Source organism: Streptomyces sp. CRN 30 (assembly GCF_034105845.1).
The window spans coordinates 36,883-52,717 of record NZ_JAVRHI010000376.1 but is presented as its reverse complement, the minus strand read 5'-3'; the positions used below and the strand labels follow the sequence as shown (position 1 = coordinate 52,717).

The window sequence follows — 15,835 nt, the reverse complement described above, 5'->3', positions numbered from 1 at the left end:
GAACCGGGCGCGGCAGACTCCACTACACGAGATGGAGATGCGCCGGCACGACACCGAGGTACCTCAGGTGCGTGAGCGATGCGTGAGCGGACTGCCCGATACAGGGCGGCATGAGCCGGATCAAGTGGCTCGCCGTACGGTCCTGACCAGGGGAAACAGCACGGCGCGGCAGCGCCAGGCACCCCCCGGCAAGGATTCGATCCCACTTCTAAAGCGGATGCCGCAGGTTCGAATCCTGCCGGGGGCACCAGTCCAGAAGGGCACCTACGGATATTCGTAGGTGCCCTTCGCCGACTCAGGCGGCGTGCGGCGTGAACGTGACGTGCGAGTCACCCTCGTCGATGGTCAGGTGCAGCGTGCCGTCCAGCGCCTTGGCCAAGCGCCGCAGCAGCGGGAGCGTCGGCACGGTGTCGCCGCCCTCCATCCGGGAGACCTGGGGCTGGGTCATCCCGGCCCGCTCCGCAAGCTGCGTCTGGGAAAGGCCCAGCTCGGTCCGACGGTCGTAGACCGCCTGGCCGAGGTCGCCGGCCAGGCGGGCGTCGAGGTACTCCTGGTCGTACTCCACCGCCTCACCCGCAAGCTGCCGAGTCCGGCGCGTCCTCCATGTGCTGTGGTTCATCAGCTCTCCTTGCGCCGCTCGTAAGTGTGCTGGGCGTGAACGTGTTCGGCCTCGCAGAGCTTCTGGGCCTGGTGCGCACGCTCTACTTCCGCCGCTTCGCGCATCCTCGTCTTGCGGAAGACCGTCAGCAGCACGATCCGTTGTCCGGGCGCGAGCCAGTACGGGATGCGTACGGCCTCACCGTCCAACTCGAAGCGGGGCTCACGCAGCTTGCCGCCCAGGTGGCGCGAGTACGGCTCACCGAGGGTCGTCGGCTCGTCCAGCAGCCGGTCCGTCTTGTCCTCGACCTGCCGGTACAGGCGGAACGGAAGCAGCTCCAGCCAGTCCCGCACCTCGGGCTCGATCTCGATCTGCCACTCCTCGGCCATGCAAACAACGGTATATACCGCTGAATGCATGGCGCAAGCCACAGCAGCACTCCAGCCCGCGCCACCACTGGCCCAGCCAGCACGGATACGGCACACATGAGGACGGGAAGCCCTGCGAAGACGTGAGAACTACCGAGGACAGTTCTCCAGGTCAGACAGCTACCAGCGCGCGTTCCCGCAGGTCACCGACTCGCCCGAGAAGATCTCCTAAAGCGGGTGTCGCAGGTTCGAATCCTGCCGGGGGCACCAGTCCAGAAGGGCACCTACGGATTTTCGTAGGTGCCCTTCGGCGGCTCAGGCGGCGTGCGGCGTGAACGTGACGTGCGAGTCACCCTCGTCGATGGTCAGGTGCAGCGTGCCCTCCAGCGCCTTGGCCAAGCGCCGCAGCAGCGGGAGCGTCGGCACGGTGTCGCCGCCCTCCATCCGGGAGACCTGCGGCTGGGTCATCCCGGCCCGCTCCGCAAGCTGCGTCTGGGAAAGGCCCAGCTCGGTCCGACGGTCGTAGACCGCCTGGCCGAGGTCGCCTGCCAGGCGGGCGTCGACGTACTCCTGGTCGTACTCCACCGCCTCCCCCGCGATCTGGCGGCTCCGGCGCGTCCTCCATCTGCTGTGATTCATCAGCTCTCCTTGCGCCGCTCGTCGGTGTGCCGGGGGTGACCGTGCTCCGCCTCACAGACCTTCTGGGCCTGGTGCGCACGCTCTACCCCCGCTGCTTCACACATCCGCGATCCGTTGTTCCGGCGCGAGCCAGTACGGGATGCGCACCGCTTCACCGTCCAAGTCGGAGCGGAACTCTACGCAGCTTGCCACCCAGGTGCCGCGAGTACGGCTCGCCGAGGATTGTCGGCTCGTCCAGCAGTCGGTCCGTCTTGTCCTCGACCCGCCGGTACTTACGAAACGGATACGGCACACATGCCCAGGGACGCGCTCTACTCGGCTTCGGACTCCTCGGCCGGGGTTCCTTGCGTAAGCGGTGCGACCAACGGAACAGCAACATCCGACACTGGCTCCAGGCCTGGTTCGGAGGAACGCAGGACGCTTTCCCGGATCACGCTATCGCTGGCGCGCAGAGCCGCCGTCAGTTCTCCTCGCAGCTCGTCCGGGAGGATCCCGGTACCGAGGGCGCAGGCGCGCACCAGCGCGCGACAGTCCTGCACTTGCCGGTCCGTGGCGATCTCGGTGAACAGAGGGTGAGCCAAGTTCTCGCGGGCAGCGTAGCCGTCCTGGGCGTCCGTCGTCCTGCGGTGGAGGTCCTCGACGATGCGGCGAGCGGCGAGCGCCCCGGCGGAACCGGTCGCGTCGAGGACTGTAAGGCCAAGCCGGGTATCGAAGACGGTCATCCCGGGTTCGGTCTTCCGTCCGAGGTAGGCAGTCACCAGGTCCGCCAGGTGGCCGTCGATCGGCTGCCCGGCGTCGCGGCGACATAAAACGGTCAGGCATGCCGTGACGGCTTGCTCCCACGCATCGCCGGGCATCGTGTCGACAAGGAGGGCAGCTGCCCACGCCGTGTCACCCGCAGCGAGGGCGGCGAGTACGGCGACCTGTCTACCGTCGAGCATCCGCTTTCCGATGCCATGGTGGGCCTCGATGTGCGCCAGCGCCTCGGCCCATCGCCCCGCGGTGGTGAGGGTGCGCGAGCCGTCGGCGAGCAGGACGCGCCACAGCCACGCGCGAACCTCCTGGCGGTCTTCACCGGTCGCGGTCAGGTTCGCGGGTACGTTGACGCCCTCGAAGCGGGCAGCTGTGCCCGCCTCTACGGCCCTGTACAGGTTGAGGAGTCGCTGACGGCCCTCATCGGCGTGGCCGGCGCGGATCTGGAGGCGAGCAAGATTGACGACCGGTTCCAGCCCTCGGATCGCGCTCATGCCAGGGAGGGGGCAGGCGTGGAGGTAGGCGGCGGAGTGCTGGTGGCACATCGCGCGGGCGAGGTCGGGAAGGTCGAGGTCGGAGGCGATGAGCGCAGCCTGGTTGTAGACGGCCGATGCGAGCCCCTGGTCGGTCTCTTCCACCGCGGTGTCGGCCAGATCGACGAGTGCCCTTACGCGTGCAGGCAGGGGCAGGCAGGCGGGGCGGAATCGGGCGACGAGCGGGAAGCGCTGGGCTATGGGGCCGTACGGGTCCATGAATTTCCCGGGGTCGAGAGTGAGGACTGCTGAAGCGACGGTGCCCGCCAGCCGCGTGTTGACGGGCGCCGTGTGCTACGGGTGGGGCGTCACCGCCAGTCGACGACGATGCGGTTCAGCGGCGTGTCGAGGGCGAAGAGACCCGGGTGCCGCTCGATCTGGGGGGCGTCGAGGGGCTGGATCTCGAACGTGGCCTCACGTCCTCGGTACTCCCTGTCCCAGGTGCGGATGGCGTCGACGACCCTCGCGGCCAGCTCATCGCTGCCGGGGCCGTGGCCGATGACACCGAATTCCCAGAGCTTGTCGCCCTCGGGGGACTTCTCCTTCGAAAGGCGCCGGGCGAGGTAGGTGACGGCACCCTTGTCGACGACCGCGGTCGACGAGGGGTAGGGGTCCTCGGTGAGCAGAGTGCCCTTGGCGCTCTGGGGGAACAGCATCCGGATCAGACCGGAGGGCAGGGAGCAGGTGACGAACAGTTCCATCCACTCCGGCGACTCCATGGCGCGGACCGTCATGCCGGTCCACTCCTCGGTACGCGGCTGGTCAAGTACGCCCGCGAGGGCATCGGCGTCGATGCTGAGCCCGGCGGGGGCCTGGAGTCGTACGGCGCCGTCCGCGCTGAGAGGGATCACTTGGCGGTCATCGTCAGCGATGCCCCGCCGAAGCGGCATGAAGGTGTTCATCTCGCTGCCGAGGGACACCCACCGGCCGTCGCGCTGCTTGTAGGCGATGGAGCGGGAGACGGTGCCCTTGAGGCGCTGGGGGACGAGGAGCCGGCCGCCGGGTGCGAGCTGCTGCAGCCAGGCGTGGGGTACGCCGTGCGCGCCGACGGTGGCGATGATCCGGTCGTACGGCGCTGCTTCGGCGTAGCCGAGGGCCCCGTCGCGGGTCACGGCCTCGACATTGGTGATTCCGGCGGCGGCGAGGTGCGTGCGGGCACCCTCCACAAGGTCGTCGTCGACGTCGAGGGTGGTCACGTGTCCGTTCTCGCCGACCAGGTGGGCGAGGAGACCGGCGTTGTAGCCGGTGCCTGCGCCGAGTTCGAGGATGCGCTCCCCGGGCTGGGCTTCGAGCTGGTCCAGCATGAGGGCGACGACGCCGGGCTGGGAAGCGCAGGAGATGGACGTTCCGTCGGTGTCGTACTTGATGTGCACTGGTGCGTTGGCGTAGGCGTCTTCGAGTGACGCGTCGGGCACGAACACGTGGCGGGGCACGGTCCGCAACGCGGTCTCGACGGCGGGCGTGCGGGCGTGTCCGTCCGCGCGGAGCTGGTCGACCAGGGCGTTGCGGAGGCGCTCGGCGTCCGCCGTGGGGGTGGTGATCGTGTCGGCGTTCACCGCGCTGACGCTATCGATGTCGGCCGTTGCCTCGGTGGGCGACTCGGTGTGGTCACTCGTTCCCATGACTACCTCTCGTGCGAAGTGGGACAGGGCGCTCTGGTCGTCCCGGAGGAGACCTGCGCGGTTGGCGTGGAAGATCACGTGGTGGGCGATGACGGCTCGCAGGCCGCGGGTGAGGGCGCCGCGGGTTGCTAGGTCGGCGAGCATGGCTCCGGCCCGTTCGAAGGCGGTCACCCATTCCTCGTGAGCGTGGAGTGGACCGTCCGGGCGGCAGAGGCTGTGGGCGTCGGCGGTCATGAGCATCCGCATGGCCGGATCCAGTTCGGCGGCTCGTTCGGGTGGTGGCGGATTGGTGACCGGTCGAAGAGCTGCCACCTTCGCCCATACGTCGCCCTGTTCGAACCAGTCGAGTCCAGCACCGCGCATCATGACGCTCGCCAGCAGGACGGCGGTCTCCCGGCGTCCCAGGTGCACCGGGCTCGGCTGGTAGGTGAGCAGATGGCGGGAGTCGCTGTGGAACAGTTCGTGGGCTGCGTCCATGGCCTCGGGTCCACCGAACGTGTCGGTCTCGGGCTCGTAGATGCCGGGCAGGCACGACACGGCCACGCCGTCGCCGATGAGATCGCTCAGGAGCGACTCGATGGCTGGTGAGGGCTTGTCGGCGAGGTAGCGCAGCGGCCAGGGCTGCTTGTTCATGAACCACCAGCCGGTGAGCTGCCCGTCAGTCTCGGCCCCGATCAGGGCGGGGCCGAGGCGTTCGGCGATGGCGCGCCGGGCGTTCTCCCGGTCGGCGATGGTGATGTTGTGCTGCTGCCAGCGGTCGGGAGGCATAGAGGTCCTTCGGTCGGTGAATCAAGCGATGAGGAGGCATGCGTCCCAGGCGGACCGGGGTGGTGCCGCGGTACCGGTAGGGAGGAGGGCCAGGGCTATGCCGGCGGCGCCGTCGAGGAGGCCGGGGCCGCCCTTCTCGTCCTGAATGAGCGCCGTGGCCATGAGTTCGGGATCGGTGCCCGGTGGGATGACAGCAGCCAGGAGGGCCGAAATCACGGCACGGAGTTGGCCCGCGGTCGAGGGGTGGGCGTCGTCTGCTGTACGCGTGACAGCGTGGGCGAGGCTGGCGAAGCCGTGGCAGAGGCCACTGTCCGTCGTGGCCTTCAGCTGCTCGGGATCGGTGAGGGCGGCCACGAGCGCGTACTCCGCCTCGATCTGGCGGCTGGCATCGCCGAGGGCAAGCGCGGCAAGTTGCTGGGCGCGCGCAAGGCCAGCGGTGCCGTAGCACCAAGAAGGCCGCTGGGGCGCGGACGGAGCGAGACGCCCCCTGCGCAGCTCGCCTCGAGTGACCCAGTACGGCCAGACCGGTCCGCCGCCAGCCCTCTGCTTCCAGCGGTCCAGCCAGGTCAGGATGGTGCGCAGTGCCGCGTGGTGTTCATCGGTGACGGAGCCGTTCCGCGCGGCGAGGGCCAGGAGCGCGAGCACGCCGCCGATGCCGTGTGCCATGCCGGTGTTGGCGTGCCCGCCGGGGAATCGGCCGTCCGGGCTGCCCGAGGGCCCGGTCTCCGCCCACCAGCCCGGCAGGGTCTCGCCATGGTGGGTGATCGGTTCGGTGAGGCGCACGCAGTAGTCGAAGACGGCGCGCATCGTGGAGCTGCCGGGGTTTCGGCGCAGTAGGTAGGCGCCGTATCCGGTGAGGCCCCGGACGGCGTCGAACTCGGCGAGCTGCGGAAGGCGTCCGGCGTCGATGCGGCGGTGCGCGGCGTCGAGACGGCGTCCGACGTCGACTGCGATCTGTCCGTCCATCGCGTCGAGGGCGCGCTGGTAGGAGCCGGGAAGGTGGTCGGCGGCGCAGCTCAGGGCGTGGGCGAAGGCGGGCACTCCGTAGAACGGGTGGCTGTCCGGGCCGCTGGTGAGTGGTTGCTGTGAGGCGGTGGCGAGCCAGTTGTGGGCGCGGTGCCATGGGCCGAGGCCGTTCGCGGCCAGCTCGATGTGCAGGAGCGCGAGTCCGGGCGGGCCGTAGGCGAGGTGCTGCCGGTCCGAGGACAGCGTCCTGGAGCCGAGGGGCACGGTGTCGGGGTCGGCGAGCTGAGTGGCGATGGCGTCGACCAGGCCGAGCGCGGGGTGGGGGGTCACGACGCCGTCCTCTTGGTGCGGGCGGTCCAGGCAAGGGCAGCGGCGCGTGCCAGGTAGAGGCACACCTCTTCCTCCGGGAAGTTCACGGCGACGTGGCGCACGAAGTGAACGTGCAGCAGGGAGGTCAGGACGTCGTCGACGGTGATGCCCTGGGTGTCCGGGCCGGGCAGGTGAGGCCGGTACGCGGCGAGTGCCGCTTCCCGGTCGGCCCATCCGGACACGATGGCGTCTCCGCCCGGGACGCTACGCAGGGCTGACCAGTCGTCACTCGGGTCGGCGAGCCGTACGGCCTCGGTGAACTGCGGGCGTGGAACAGGCACGGGGGCTGTCGGCGGGACGTGGTCGATCAGCCACTTCATTCCGGCCTCGATGGTGCCTAGGAACGCGGAGGTGATGGCGACGGTGTGGGCCGCTACCAGCGTGCGCGGTCCGGGACGCTGTGGCTGCGTGAGCTGGGCCAGGATGGCGCGCGAGTCCGCCCGGAACACGTTCTCGGCTGCCTCCCATGCGGCACCGGAGCCCCAGCGGCCCATCTCCCGGTAGGAGGTGGGATAGCGCAGGTCGGCCAGCAGGCCGATGCTTCGTAGCTCGTCGGCCCAGGCGCTCACCGTTCGGGCCGTGTCGGCGAAGGCTTCCGGGTCGGGGAGGGCGATGCGTACGCGGAGATGCTGGTCCGGGTCGCGGAAGCGGATGAACCACCACGGCGGGTTCCCGAGCTGTTTGAAGAGGCCGGGCAGGTGCCGGGAGAGCAAGACGTCTTGGCGGCGGGGGTCACCGTAGAGGGCGGCCAGAAGGACTGAGGAAGAGGCAGGCGTCTGCATCTGGTCCGCAGACAGGGCACGGGCCCGGCTGGGGCCTGGCAGCGGCGGCCATGTCGACGGCCTGGTCGCTTTGAGGGGCACCACGACCTCGTGGGCTCGCCCGCCGCACCAGCCATACGCATCTGGTTCCGGGGCCTCGACAAGTACGGCCAGGTGCGTCCGGTCGAGGTGTCTGCGCAGGAGCGCACGGTGGCCGGCCTCGTCGAGGTCGAGGAAGAGGCGCCGGTCGTCCTCTATGAGATGGACGCGGCGCGGCAGCCTCCGCCGGGCACGCCAGTCGCCGAGCGCGGCGTCCCACTCGGCCCGAGGGCGAGCAGGGCCGGGCAGTTCGGACCCTTCCAGCTGCCAGCGTGCCGGGGCCAGCACGGTCCGGCCGTACCGCAGACGTGGAAGGAACGGCATCGCCACTGCGGCGCCCCAGTCGAAGACGGTGACCTGCGCGCACTGCGCGCGGGACAGCTCGGTGAGGAACCGCACCAGAGGCGGGGTGTGGGTGCGCAGGTTCAGCGCGTGCATCCCGACGGCCTCCACGCGGTGCCCGCGCTCAGGGACGGCGAGGTACATGCGGCGGCCGTCGCACCCCACAGCCAAGTCCTCGGGGGTGAGGACGGTGTCCTGCGGGGCACGGTGCTCCTGAAGGCTGATCACGGTGGGTAGCACCTGTGGGGAGCGGGTGACGTGGGCGCTCTCGGGGAGCAGGGCCGGGAAAGAGAGCTGCGCGGGCATGGTGTCGCCGTCTGCGGCTGGGAGGTCTGCAAGCTCTGTGACCAGGGCATTCCGGTCGGCAGCGGACAGCACGCTGAGGAACCGGCCCGTGGAGACGCCGACACCACGGGACACGCTCACAACCTCCAGCCGAAACCGCCCGCGCTGCAACTCCTCCAGGCTGGCCGAGTGCACCCGCACCCCGATCTCCAAGTGCGGCGGCAGCCGCGGCTCGCCGGGACCCACGTCCAGGGCCTCAATCTCTTCGTCCGTGAGGATTGCTTCGTCACGACCGTCGAGGGCGGCGGCCTGAGCCAGTCGTACGAGGGCGTCATCCCGAGCGGAGACGCGGGGCCTGCGTGCACCGGCCGGAGCGCCTGGGTAGCCGTCGGGATAGCCGGTGCCGCTGTCTGCGACCGCCTCCGCGAGCGGCACCATCGTGCCGATGCCGTACCGCTCGTAGAACCGCTGGTGGTACTCGTTCCAGACGGCGGTCCCGTACGGGCGGATGCTCAATCGGGTCAGGACGAGAGCGGCCCGCTCGATCTCTCGGGCGACCACTTCCGGCAGAACGATCCGCGCATCCAGGCGGAGATCGAGCGCGACGGGGTGGCGACGCAGGCCAGGGACGAGGTCTCGCATCCGCGCCGCGACGCTGTTCCGGCCGCCCTGCGTGGCGCACTCCTCCAGGCCCGCCCGGATGGCGTGGAGTTCGCGTACGGTCCTCGCGACCGGGGCGAGGCTTCCGGCGTCGATCGCGTCGAGTTGGCTCACCAGATACCCGAGGGCATCGGTCTCGGTGCTCGGAGCGTGCAGGCCCGTGATCAGCACCCGCCGCCGGATCAACGCCGCCAGCAGTTGACGCGCCTTCTCGGGACCGGCCTCGGGGAACTCCACCTGGAGCTTGTCCACGAGGGTGCCGAACCGGATCGGCAGTCGGGTCGCGGCAAGGACCGCGTGCACCGGTCCGGTCAGGGCCAAAGATGCTTCGACCGCGCGAGTCCGGTCGTCCTGCGCGTCGGGCTGGAACGGCACGATGAGCCGATCCCCCCGGTACGTCACGGTGTTGTTGATGACGACGGGCAGCCGTTCGAGGAGGTCCGGGCATGACTCCAACCGTGCGACCAGGGCCGCCAGCCACTCTGCCCCCGCGCGGCCGACGGCCACGTGCTCCCCGCCCCAGTCGGCCCGCGCCTGCGGGCCGAACTTCGCGGTGGCCACGCCGGCGAACAGGCCGAAGGGTGTCGCCCGATGCTGGGCCCGCAGCAGGTAGCGGGCCACGGACAGCGCAGCGCGCTGCACATCCCGGAGGGCGGGATGCTCGGCCGTACACAGGGCGTGTACCTGCGCGGCCAAGACCGAGCTGGAGTGCTGGAGTGCCTCGGCGACGTCCTTGTCCGTCCAGATCGTCCGTAGCCATGCCACACGGGCAGACGAGCCACTGGGCGAGCAGTCATCGAGGTCAGGGCAGGGAGGAAACGGCAGGGCGGGCCGGGCCACGGCGCGCACGAGAGCAGTGGAGCCGGTGCGGAACGCTGCGGGCGGAGCAACCACCAAGTACCTCCGTAGGTGGGGGCGGGCGGCTGGTGCCGCCGCGCGGAGACGCGGCGGCACCAGACCGGGGTGATCTCGGGGGCTGGGTCAGGCGACGTTGGTGGTGCAGGCGCCGCAGGTGGACCCGCAGTTGTCGTCGGTCAGGTTGACCAGGCCGGCCGGGTCGGCGATCTCGACGAGAGAGACGTCCAGGTCGAAGCCGTCCGACGCCCCCGGGATCTGCGGGCGTACTTCGGTGCGGCTGGGAACTACGTTGCTACGCGTCATGCTTCAACTCCTCGTAATCGTTGTGCTGTTGCTGGGCTGGAGCGCCCACCAGGTGCCCACGGGAGCGGTGCCGGATGGCTGCTCCTCGACGGCTCCTGGCCGCCCGGCGCGAGGGGACGTGCTCCGCGCAGGGAGTCCTCGCGGGCTGCCTGCATCACGCCGGGAAGTCGTGTGCCGGGAATCTGATCAAGCGGACGCCAGCCGCCGCTCCATGAAGTAGGTGAGCGCCTGGGCCTGGAGGCGATCGGGGCACGGCTCGCACACGTAGAAGGGTGCGTGCTGCCCGTCCCACTGCACCGGTCCGAGCCAGATCACCAGAACTCCGGTACGCCCGCAGCCGAGCCAGCAATCACCGGCGATCCACGGCCACTCCATGGAAAGACGTCCCCCTTCTCAGCTGGTGGGGATGGTCGATCTGGCGGCCTGGCAGCTGGGAGCGCAGGCCCAAAGCTGGAACGGCAGGCCCCAGTGGCGTATCTCGCCCAGTCGTCGCCCACTCGCTCCCAGCCGGCGGGCGCAGAGGCCGCAGTCCATGGCCATCTGCTGGCGGGGCCGGAGTCGGGCGAGATCCGGAAGGGGCGAGGGTGCCGTGGCCGGGATACTCACTCGCCACCCCCGATGCGGAGTTCCGCCCAGACCTCTTTACCCCAGGGGAGTCTGTCCGAGCCATGCAAGTCGTAGCCCCAGCGGTCGGCGACAGCACCGACGAGGAGCAGCCCACGCCCCGACTCGTCGTCGTCACCCGCCTGGCCGAGTATGGGCAGACGCATCGGTTCCCGGTCCACGACCCCAACACGCACTCGTGTCGCGCTCGGCCGCCCGACCGTGAGGCGGATCTCGGGACACGGAGTGTGCCGGGCGGCGTTCGCAATCAGCTCCGTGACGATCAACGCGGCACGGTCGGCGAGGCCGTCGATGTGCCACACACCGAGGACGGCTCGGACTAGGTCGCGGCCGATCTCGGCCGTGGACGCCTCGCACGGGAAGGTCTGGCTGTACGTGGGGTGGCCGACGGATGGAACCTCAACTGGTGTTCTCAGAGTCGTCATTGGGTGGAGCCTTCGTGTCGTCTCGGCGCCCGGTCCGCCCCCGCGGGGGAACCTCGGGGGGCGGGCCGGGCCGTCAACAGTCGCCCGCACAGTGGGGCGCGGCGGGCGACCAGCACCCAGACAACTCTCTGTGCCAGCAGGTTGGTTAGGACGTATAGGTGCTCATCCGACGGGCCGACCTAGGGCGTTTTGACTTCCCCTTTACCTGGCGGGCGGGGATCGTGCGGGCTACCGTGCCCGCATGGACACCACCCGCAACACCGTTCTTGAGGCGTGGATGACCGAACACGGCTACAGCTCCAACAGCCTCGCCGAGGCCGTGAACAGGACCATTGAACGGTTGACCGGGCGCCCTGGAGGACTCGACGGCTCATCGATCCGGGCATGGAAAGCGGGCCGGGTCACCTGGCCGAAGTCGGCTGCCCGTACGGCACTTGAGGACGTCACCGGACTACCCGCCGTCGCTTTAGGGTTCGTGCCACGGGGTCGGCCTTCGTCCACCCCGGCCCCACCGCAGCAGGAGGACCCCGACATGAAGCGCCGTACCCTCGTCGGCGGCATCGCGGCGGCTGCCGCAGCAGCAGCCGCACCCGGCACCGCATCGCCGCGCCGTATCGGCATGAGCGACGTCAACCGCCTCAACAAGCGCTTCGCCGAGATCGTCGCCAGCGACCACCGCCACGGCGGACAACTCGGCATCGAGCAGCGGGCCGCCGCCCTTGCCGACGAGGCGCTCAACCTCCAGAACGCAGGCAGCGCCACCCAGCGGGTACGCAGCAACCTCTACGCCTCCGCAGCCGCCTTCCGCTCCTCCGCGATGTGGGCCGCCATCGACGGTCGGCGCTACGACGTCGCCAAGGCGCACATGCGCGAGGCCCAAGCCCTCGCCGAGATGTCCGGCGACCAGACGATCAAGTTCCGTATCTGGAGCCACGCGGGCACGATGTACCGCCACATGGGCCGACCAGCGGACGCGTTCGCCGCCAACGACGTCGCCCGCAACCTGCACCTCACACGCCGGGATCCCCTGTTCGCGTCCCTCGGTCTGGCCCGCCAGGGAGCCATCCACGGCGCAGCACAGGACCGCACCGGCACCCACCGAGCCTTCGAGCAGGCACAGGACGCCATGCTGCGTGCCGACCCCGCCGACCACCGGCCGGTGTGGATGCTCGCCTTCTACGACCAGGCCGAACTGGACTCCCTGGCGCTCTCCGCGCACTTGGCGCTCGGCGACTACTCGACGGCCGAGTACCACGCCCACCGCTGCATGTCCGCGCTCCGGCCCCACATGATCCGTTCCCGGGCCATCACCACCACCCGGCTCGCCCACGCCCAGCTCGCACAGGGCGCACCCGACGCCGCCACAGCCACCGCGATGAAGGTCCCCGCCGAAGCAGCCACTCAGCACGCCCGGGTCACGCGCATGCTGCAGGAGTTCGGGGCCGCGCTGCGCGCCACCGCGCCGGGCAGCTCCACCGCACAGACCTGGACCGAGCACACCGCCGCCTGGAGGATGGCCGCATGACCACGGCTCCCGCCATCGAACTACGCACCTTCACCACCCTCGACACCGCCCGCGGCGACCTCCTCGACGTGTACGCCGACGTGCGCGCCCCGCTCCTCCACCTGCCGAACTACGCCGTCACCGCGTTCGGCGAACGCCTGGACCGGCACGGCACCGAGCCGGGGTTCACAGCCGTCCTCGCGTACGCAGACGGACATCCAGTCGGCTACGCCTACGGCAACACCATCGAGCACGGCGATCGCTACTGGCAGCGCACCAGCCCGACGCCGGACGAGAAGTACACCGAGCGCCCGGCGGTGGCCCTGAAGGAGATCGGCGTCCGGTCGGCCTGGCGGAAGACCGGCACCGCCCGCCGTATCCACGACGCCCTCCTCGCCACGCGCAACGAACCGTATGTGACGCTCATGGTCAACCCGGCCGCCGGGGACGGAAAGGTCCACGCGCTCTACAAGTCGTGGGGATACGAGGACATCGGGCGGAGTCAACCGTCACCGGCTTCGCCAATCCTCACCGTCATGATCCACGCCATCGGCTGATCTCACTGAGCCTGTTCCAGCCAGCACGGATACAGCACACATGAGGACGGGAAGCCCTGCGAAGACATGAGAACTACCGAGGACAGTTTCCCAGGCCAGACAGCTACCAGCGCGCGTTTCCGCAGGTCACAGGCCCACCCGAGAAGATCTCCTAAAGCGGGTGTCGCAGGTTCGAATCCTGCCGGGGCACCAGTCCAGAAGGGCACCTACGGATTCTCGTAGGTGCCCTTCGTCGACTCAGGCGGCGTGCGGCGTGAAGGTGACGTGGGAGTCGCCCTCGCCGATGGTCTGGTGCAGCGTGCCGTCCAGCGCCTTGGCCATGCGCCGCAGCAGAGGGATGTGCTGGGCGTGGACGTGCTCGGTCTTGTCTCGCGTAAAACCGTCAGCAGCACGATCCGTTGTCCGGGCGCGAGCCAGGAGAGGATGCGTACGGCCTTGTTGCAGACCTCCGAAGCGCTATGCGGGGAGGTCGGGAGTTTCGGGGGAGGGCGGCAGGGGGTCGGCGACGAAAGTGCCCAGCCCTACCTCGCCCCGCGTCCATCCCTGCTCCCGTACATGCCGCATCGCCTTCGCCGCTGTCGCGTTCACCACTCCGAACTCCTGGGCGATTTCCAGGGTGGAGGGCACGCGGCTTCCCGGCGGATACGTGCCGCCCTTGATGCGCTGGATGATCTCCGCTGCGATCTGGCGCCACAGGGGGCGTGTGCGGTCAAGCTCCATGACATCAGCGTGGGTGACCACAGCATTCCGTGCATCCGTGGTTATCTGCGGTTATCCACGCTATTGTAGGTTCGCAACGTAAAGCGGCCCCGACGGGAAGCGGCTACTTCCCTACCGGGGCCTCAGCCGACTGACCAGGAGTCGACCTATGCGCAGCCTACTGGCCGCGATCCTGACCCTCTTCCTACCCGCCCGCGGTACCCACCGCGCCGCAGCACCACCACCCCCCATCTCCTGTCTGACCTCTCCGGAACCCCCGCCCGGGATCACGAGTCCGCACCCCGCGGACGTGATCGTCGCCGACCGCATGCCCCTGGTCCGGCCCTACCTCGCCGCGTGGGAACGCGACCGGGACGAACGTGACCGGCGGCGCCTTCAGCGCGAGCGGCGCCGGGCGGCCGTCCTGGCGACGCTGGGGCAGGACTACGTTCCGGTTCCGTGGGAGGTCGCCGCGTGAGCACGAGTACGCCGCGTCTGCGCAGCCTCGGCTTCGATCCGGCCACCGGCAAGGAGGCCCTGGCGGTCACGCACCCCGGCGGCCTTCTTGAGGCGCTGGCCGACGCGCACGCGCTGAAGGCCGCCGCTCTCCTGGTGACGGTCGTCGGCGCGGTACTGGAGATGGGGAAGGCGCCGGACGCCGAACTCGCCGCCTTCGTGAGGCCGTTGCACGCCGCGCTCGAAGAATGCGTGGGCATCATGGCGGCGGACAGGGAGTGACGGCGTAGAGGTATCGCCTCCTGTGGCCGGTGACACCCGAAGGGTTCGCCTCGGGCGCCACCGGCCCACATCCGCCGCTGCTCCTGACCTCAGGGCCGTATCCGGTGGCCACCCCTCTCGCACGCGGGGCGCTCGGCTGCCCGCCTCAGTCCTGGACGAGTGCGATGCACCGACATCGTCACAAAGGCTGCTGCGGCGGCCCCGGATACCGTCCACGCACCTTGCGGGAAGTACGCGAGCGGATGGCCTGCGCCCGGACCGCCGGAGAACCGTTCGCCCGTGCTTTGATCCACCACAACCTGCCGTAGCCGCAATCCGAGGGCAGCGACGCCTTGGTCGATTGCACCTGAACCGGCATGCGCGTCCCGCAGCAGCCCGGCGGCCGGCTCGGGTGAAGCGGGCGCGGTAGTGCGCGGCTTTCGGTTCGTGCTCCGTCCAGAGGTCGTCGGCGGATATCCGTCGCGTTCTTCGAGGTGCACGATGAATGGGTCGACTTACCTCGTCGACGCCCCCACCCAAGGCGATATGGGTGATATCTATCTTGCGATATATTTTGACATCCAGTGCTATCCATCGCACCGAAATGCAACCGAAAGTTGAATCAGATCACGGTCGGGTGACATCCTCTTCGGTACCCTCTCACGGAGGTCTTCGGCGGTCATTTACCCGGAACTTACAAGGCAGTTGACCTCCTGGTTTCGTGGTAGCGTTGCTGTTCGGAGGGACAGTGCGAACCGAAAGGGAAATCGTGAACACGGAGAAGATCGCCGCTCGCCGCCTCTCGCTGGAAGAGGTGACGAAGCTCGGCGTGAAGGACAGGATCTTCGTTTCCGCCGGCACGGGAGAACTCAAGCTTCCCGACTGCTATGTCCCCGCTTTTCTGACCGCACCCGGTGAGTCTTTCGAGGGCGGCTCGGTCACGGCGAGAACGGTATTCCAGGAAGAGGTCTCCTTCCTTCCCGGCGACGAGAACGAACCCGGAATATACTCGGCCGACGAGAACGGCCCGGTGACCATCGAGGTCCTCCAGTCCGCCGGTGTCGTACTGGACCTGGCGCTCTTCGTTCCCGGCGGGGACAAGGGCTCCCTCTCGGCCCTCTACGCCGCGGCCCGGCAGGCGTTCGGCGCCGACCTCGTGCAGATCTGGCGCCAGGGCCTCAAGGAGGTCCCCGACGTGAAGGTCGACATCTTCGAGGAGCAGATCCCCCGGGGGCGCAAGGCGAGCGACAGCCCCAAGCGCGACCGCCGCGCGATCGACACCTACCCCACCCGTGCGGACTTCATCGAGTTCTCCGCGGGATGGAAGCCGGTCGTCGAGATCCACAAGCCGGCCGTCGACGACACCCCCACCATCTGACCCACCC

General features: G+C 69.3%; 16 protein-coding genes and 1 pseudogene. 6 read left to right on the top strand and 11 right to left on the bottom strand.

What is annotated here, in order from left to right:
- Positions 1-295 precede the first annotated feature (295 nt).
- From UW392_RS40265 to UW392_RS40220, 10 genes are all read right to left on the bottom strand, one after another.
- On the bottom strand, positions 296-619 hold the full coding sequence (locus UW392_RS40265; protein WP_320780215.1) for a helix-turn-helix transcriptional regulator: 324 nt from the start codon (positions 617-619) through the stop codon (positions 296-298).
- Positions 619-987 (bottom strand): type II toxin-antitoxin system RelE/ParE family toxin, encoded by a 369-nt coding sequence (locus tag UW392_RS40260; protein WP_320780214.1) that lies wholly within the window; start codon positions 985-987, stop codon positions 619-621. The genes UW392_RS40265 and UW392_RS40260 overlap by 1 nt, the downstream gene beginning before the upstream one ends.
- A gap of 294 nt (positions 988-1,281) precedes the next feature.
- Positions 1,282-1,605 carry a helix-turn-helix transcriptional regulator gene (locus UW392_RS40255; protein WP_320780213.1) on the bottom strand — a complete coding sequence of 108 codons (324 nt, stop codon included), beginning with the start codon at positions 1,603-1,605 and terminating at the stop codon, positions 1,282-1,284.
- Between the two features lie 311 nt (positions 1,606-1,916).
- A complete protein-coding gene (locus UW392_RS40250) occupies positions 1,917-3,110 on the bottom strand; it encodes a hypothetical protein (RefSeq protein WP_320780212.1) in 1,194 nt (397 codons plus the stop codon).
- Positions 3,111-3,199: 89 nt separating this feature from the next.
- Positions 3,200-5,281 (bottom strand): methyltransferase, FxLD system, encoded by a 2,082-nt coding sequence (fxlM, locus tag UW392_RS40245; RefSeq protein ID WP_320780211.1) that lies wholly within the window; start codon positions 5,279-5,281, stop codon positions 3,200-3,202.
- Positions 5,282-5,302: 21 nt separating this feature from the next.
- Complete coding sequence (locus tag UW392_RS40240) at positions 5,303-6,577, bottom strand: lanthionine synthetase C family protein (protein ID WP_320780210.1); 1,275 nt, start codon at positions 6,575-6,577, stop codon at positions 5,303-5,305.
- On the bottom strand, positions 6,574-9,528 hold the full coding sequence (locus UW392_RS40235) for a lantibiotic dehydratase (protein ID WP_320780250.1): 2,955 nt from the start codon (positions 9,526-9,528) through the stop codon (positions 6,574-6,576). The genes UW392_RS40240 and UW392_RS40235 overlap by 4 nt, the downstream gene beginning before the upstream one ends.
- A gap of 216 nt (positions 9,529-9,744) precedes the next feature.
- A complete protein-coding gene (locus UW392_RS40230) occupies positions 9,745-9,924 on the bottom strand; it encodes an FxLD family lanthipeptide (protein ID WP_320780209.1) in 180 nt (59 codons plus the stop codon).
- A 186-nt stretch (positions 9,925-10,110) separates the two neighbouring features.
- Positions 10,111-10,299: a hypothetical protein gene (locus UW392_RS40225; protein WP_320780208.1), complete on the bottom strand. Its 189-nt coding sequence runs from the start codon at positions 10,297-10,299 to the stop codon at positions 10,111-10,113.
- Between the two features lie 227 nt (positions 10,300-10,526).
- Positions 10,527-10,973 (bottom strand): ATP-binding protein, encoded by a 447-nt coding sequence (locus tag UW392_RS40220; RefSeq protein ID WP_320780207.1) that lies wholly within the window; start codon positions 10,971-10,973, stop codon positions 10,527-10,529.
- A 241-nt stretch (positions 10,974-11,214) separates the two neighbouring features.
- Here UW392_RS40220 and UW392_RS40215 point away from each other — a divergent pair, with 241 nt between their 5' ends.
- The gene (locus UW392_RS40215) at positions 11,215-12,498 is read left to right on the top strand and encodes an XRE family transcriptional regulator (RefSeq protein WP_320780206.1); all 1,284 of its coding nucleotides are present in this window, start codon (positions 11,215-11,217) and stop codon (positions 12,496-12,498) included.
- Positions 12,495-13,034 (top strand): GNAT family N-acetyltransferase, encoded by a 540-nt coding sequence (locus tag UW392_RS40210; protein ID WP_320780205.1) that lies wholly within the window; start codon positions 12,495-12,497, stop codon positions 13,032-13,034. The genes UW392_RS40215 and UW392_RS40210 overlap by 4 nt, the downstream gene beginning before the upstream one ends.
- A 456-nt stretch (positions 13,035-13,490) precedes the next feature.
- On the opposite strand, the gene UW392_RS40205 is transcribed toward UW392_RS40210, so the two are convergent.
- Positions 13,491-13,754 (bottom strand): winged helix-turn-helix domain-containing protein, encoded by a 264-nt coding sequence (locus UW392_RS40205; protein WP_320780204.1) that lies wholly within the window; start codon positions 13,752-13,754, stop codon positions 13,491-13,493.
- A 148-nt stretch (positions 13,755-13,902) separates the two neighbouring features.
- On the opposite strand from UW392_RS40205, the gene UW392_RS40200 reads away from it, so the two are divergent.
- From UW392_RS40200 to UW392_RS40185, 4 genes and pseudogenes are all read left to right on the top strand, one after another.
- Positions 13,903-14,211 carry a hypothetical protein gene (locus tag UW392_RS40200; RefSeq protein ID WP_320780203.1) on the top strand — a complete coding sequence of 103 codons (309 nt, stop codon included), beginning with the start codon at positions 13,903-13,905 and terminating at the stop codon, positions 14,209-14,211.
- The gene (locus UW392_RS40195) at positions 14,208-14,471 is read left to right on the top strand and encodes a hypothetical protein (protein WP_320780202.1); all 264 of its coding nucleotides are present in this window, start codon (positions 14,208-14,210) and stop codon (positions 14,469-14,471) included. The genes UW392_RS40200 and UW392_RS40195 overlap by 4 nt, the downstream gene beginning before the upstream one ends.
- Before the next feature lie 179 nt (positions 14,472-14,650).
- Positions 14,651-14,779, top strand: a pseudogene (locus tag UW392_RS40190) (deoxyxylulose-5-phosphate synthase); the annotation flags it as partial.
- 440 nt (positions 14,780-15,219) lie between these two features.
- Positions 15,220-15,828: a hypothetical protein gene (locus tag UW392_RS40185; RefSeq protein WP_320780201.1), complete on the top strand. Its 609-nt coding sequence runs from the start codon at positions 15,220-15,222 to the stop codon at positions 15,826-15,828.
- The last annotated feature ends 7 nt before the right edge of the window (positions 15,829-15,835 follow it).

Coding starts and splice junctions, on each gene's coding strand:
- UW392_RS40265 (WP_320780215.1), bottom strand. CDS start 619: ATGAACCACAGCACATGGAGGACGCGCCGGACTCGGCAGCTTGCGGGT.
- UW392_RS40260 (WP_320780214.1), bottom strand. CDS start 987: ATGGCCGAGGAGTGGCAGATCGAGATCGAGCCCGAGGTGCGGGACTGG.
- UW392_RS40255 (WP_320780213.1), bottom strand. CDS start 1,605: ATGAATCACAGCAGATGGAGGACGCGCCGGAGCCGCCAGATCGCGGGG.
- UW392_RS40250 (WP_320780212.1), bottom strand. CDS start 3,110: ATGGACCCGTACGGCCCCATAGCCCAGCGCTTCCCGCTCGTCGCCCGA.
- fxlM (WP_320780211.1), bottom strand. CDS start 5,281: ATGCCTCCCGACCGCTGGCAGCAGCACAACATCACCATCGCCGACCGG.
- UW392_RS40230 (WP_320780209.1), bottom strand. CDS start 9,924: ATGACGCGTAGCAACGTAGTTCCCAGCCGCACCGAAGTACGCCCGCAG.
- UW392_RS40225 (WP_320780208.1), bottom strand. CDS start 10,299: ATGGAGTGGCCGTGGATCGCCGGTGATTGCTGGCTCGGCTGCGGGCGT.
- UW392_RS40220 (WP_320780207.1), bottom strand. CDS start 10,973: ATGACGACTCTGAGAACACCAGTTGAGGTTCCATCCGTCGGCCACCCC.
- UW392_RS40215 (WP_320780206.1), top strand. CDS start 11,215: ATGGACACCACCCGCAACACCGTTCTTGAGGCGTGGATGACCGAACAC.
- UW392_RS40210 (WP_320780205.1), top strand. CDS start 12,495: ATGACCACGGCTCCCGCCATCGAACTACGCACCTTCACCACCCTCGAC.
- UW392_RS40205 (WP_320780204.1), bottom strand. CDS start 13,754: ATGGAGCTTGACCGCACACGCCCCCTGTGGCGCCAGATCGCAGCGGAG.
- UW392_RS40200 (WP_320780203.1), top strand. CDS start 13,903: ATGCGCAGCCTACTGGCCGCGATCCTGACCCTCTTCCTACCCGCCCGC.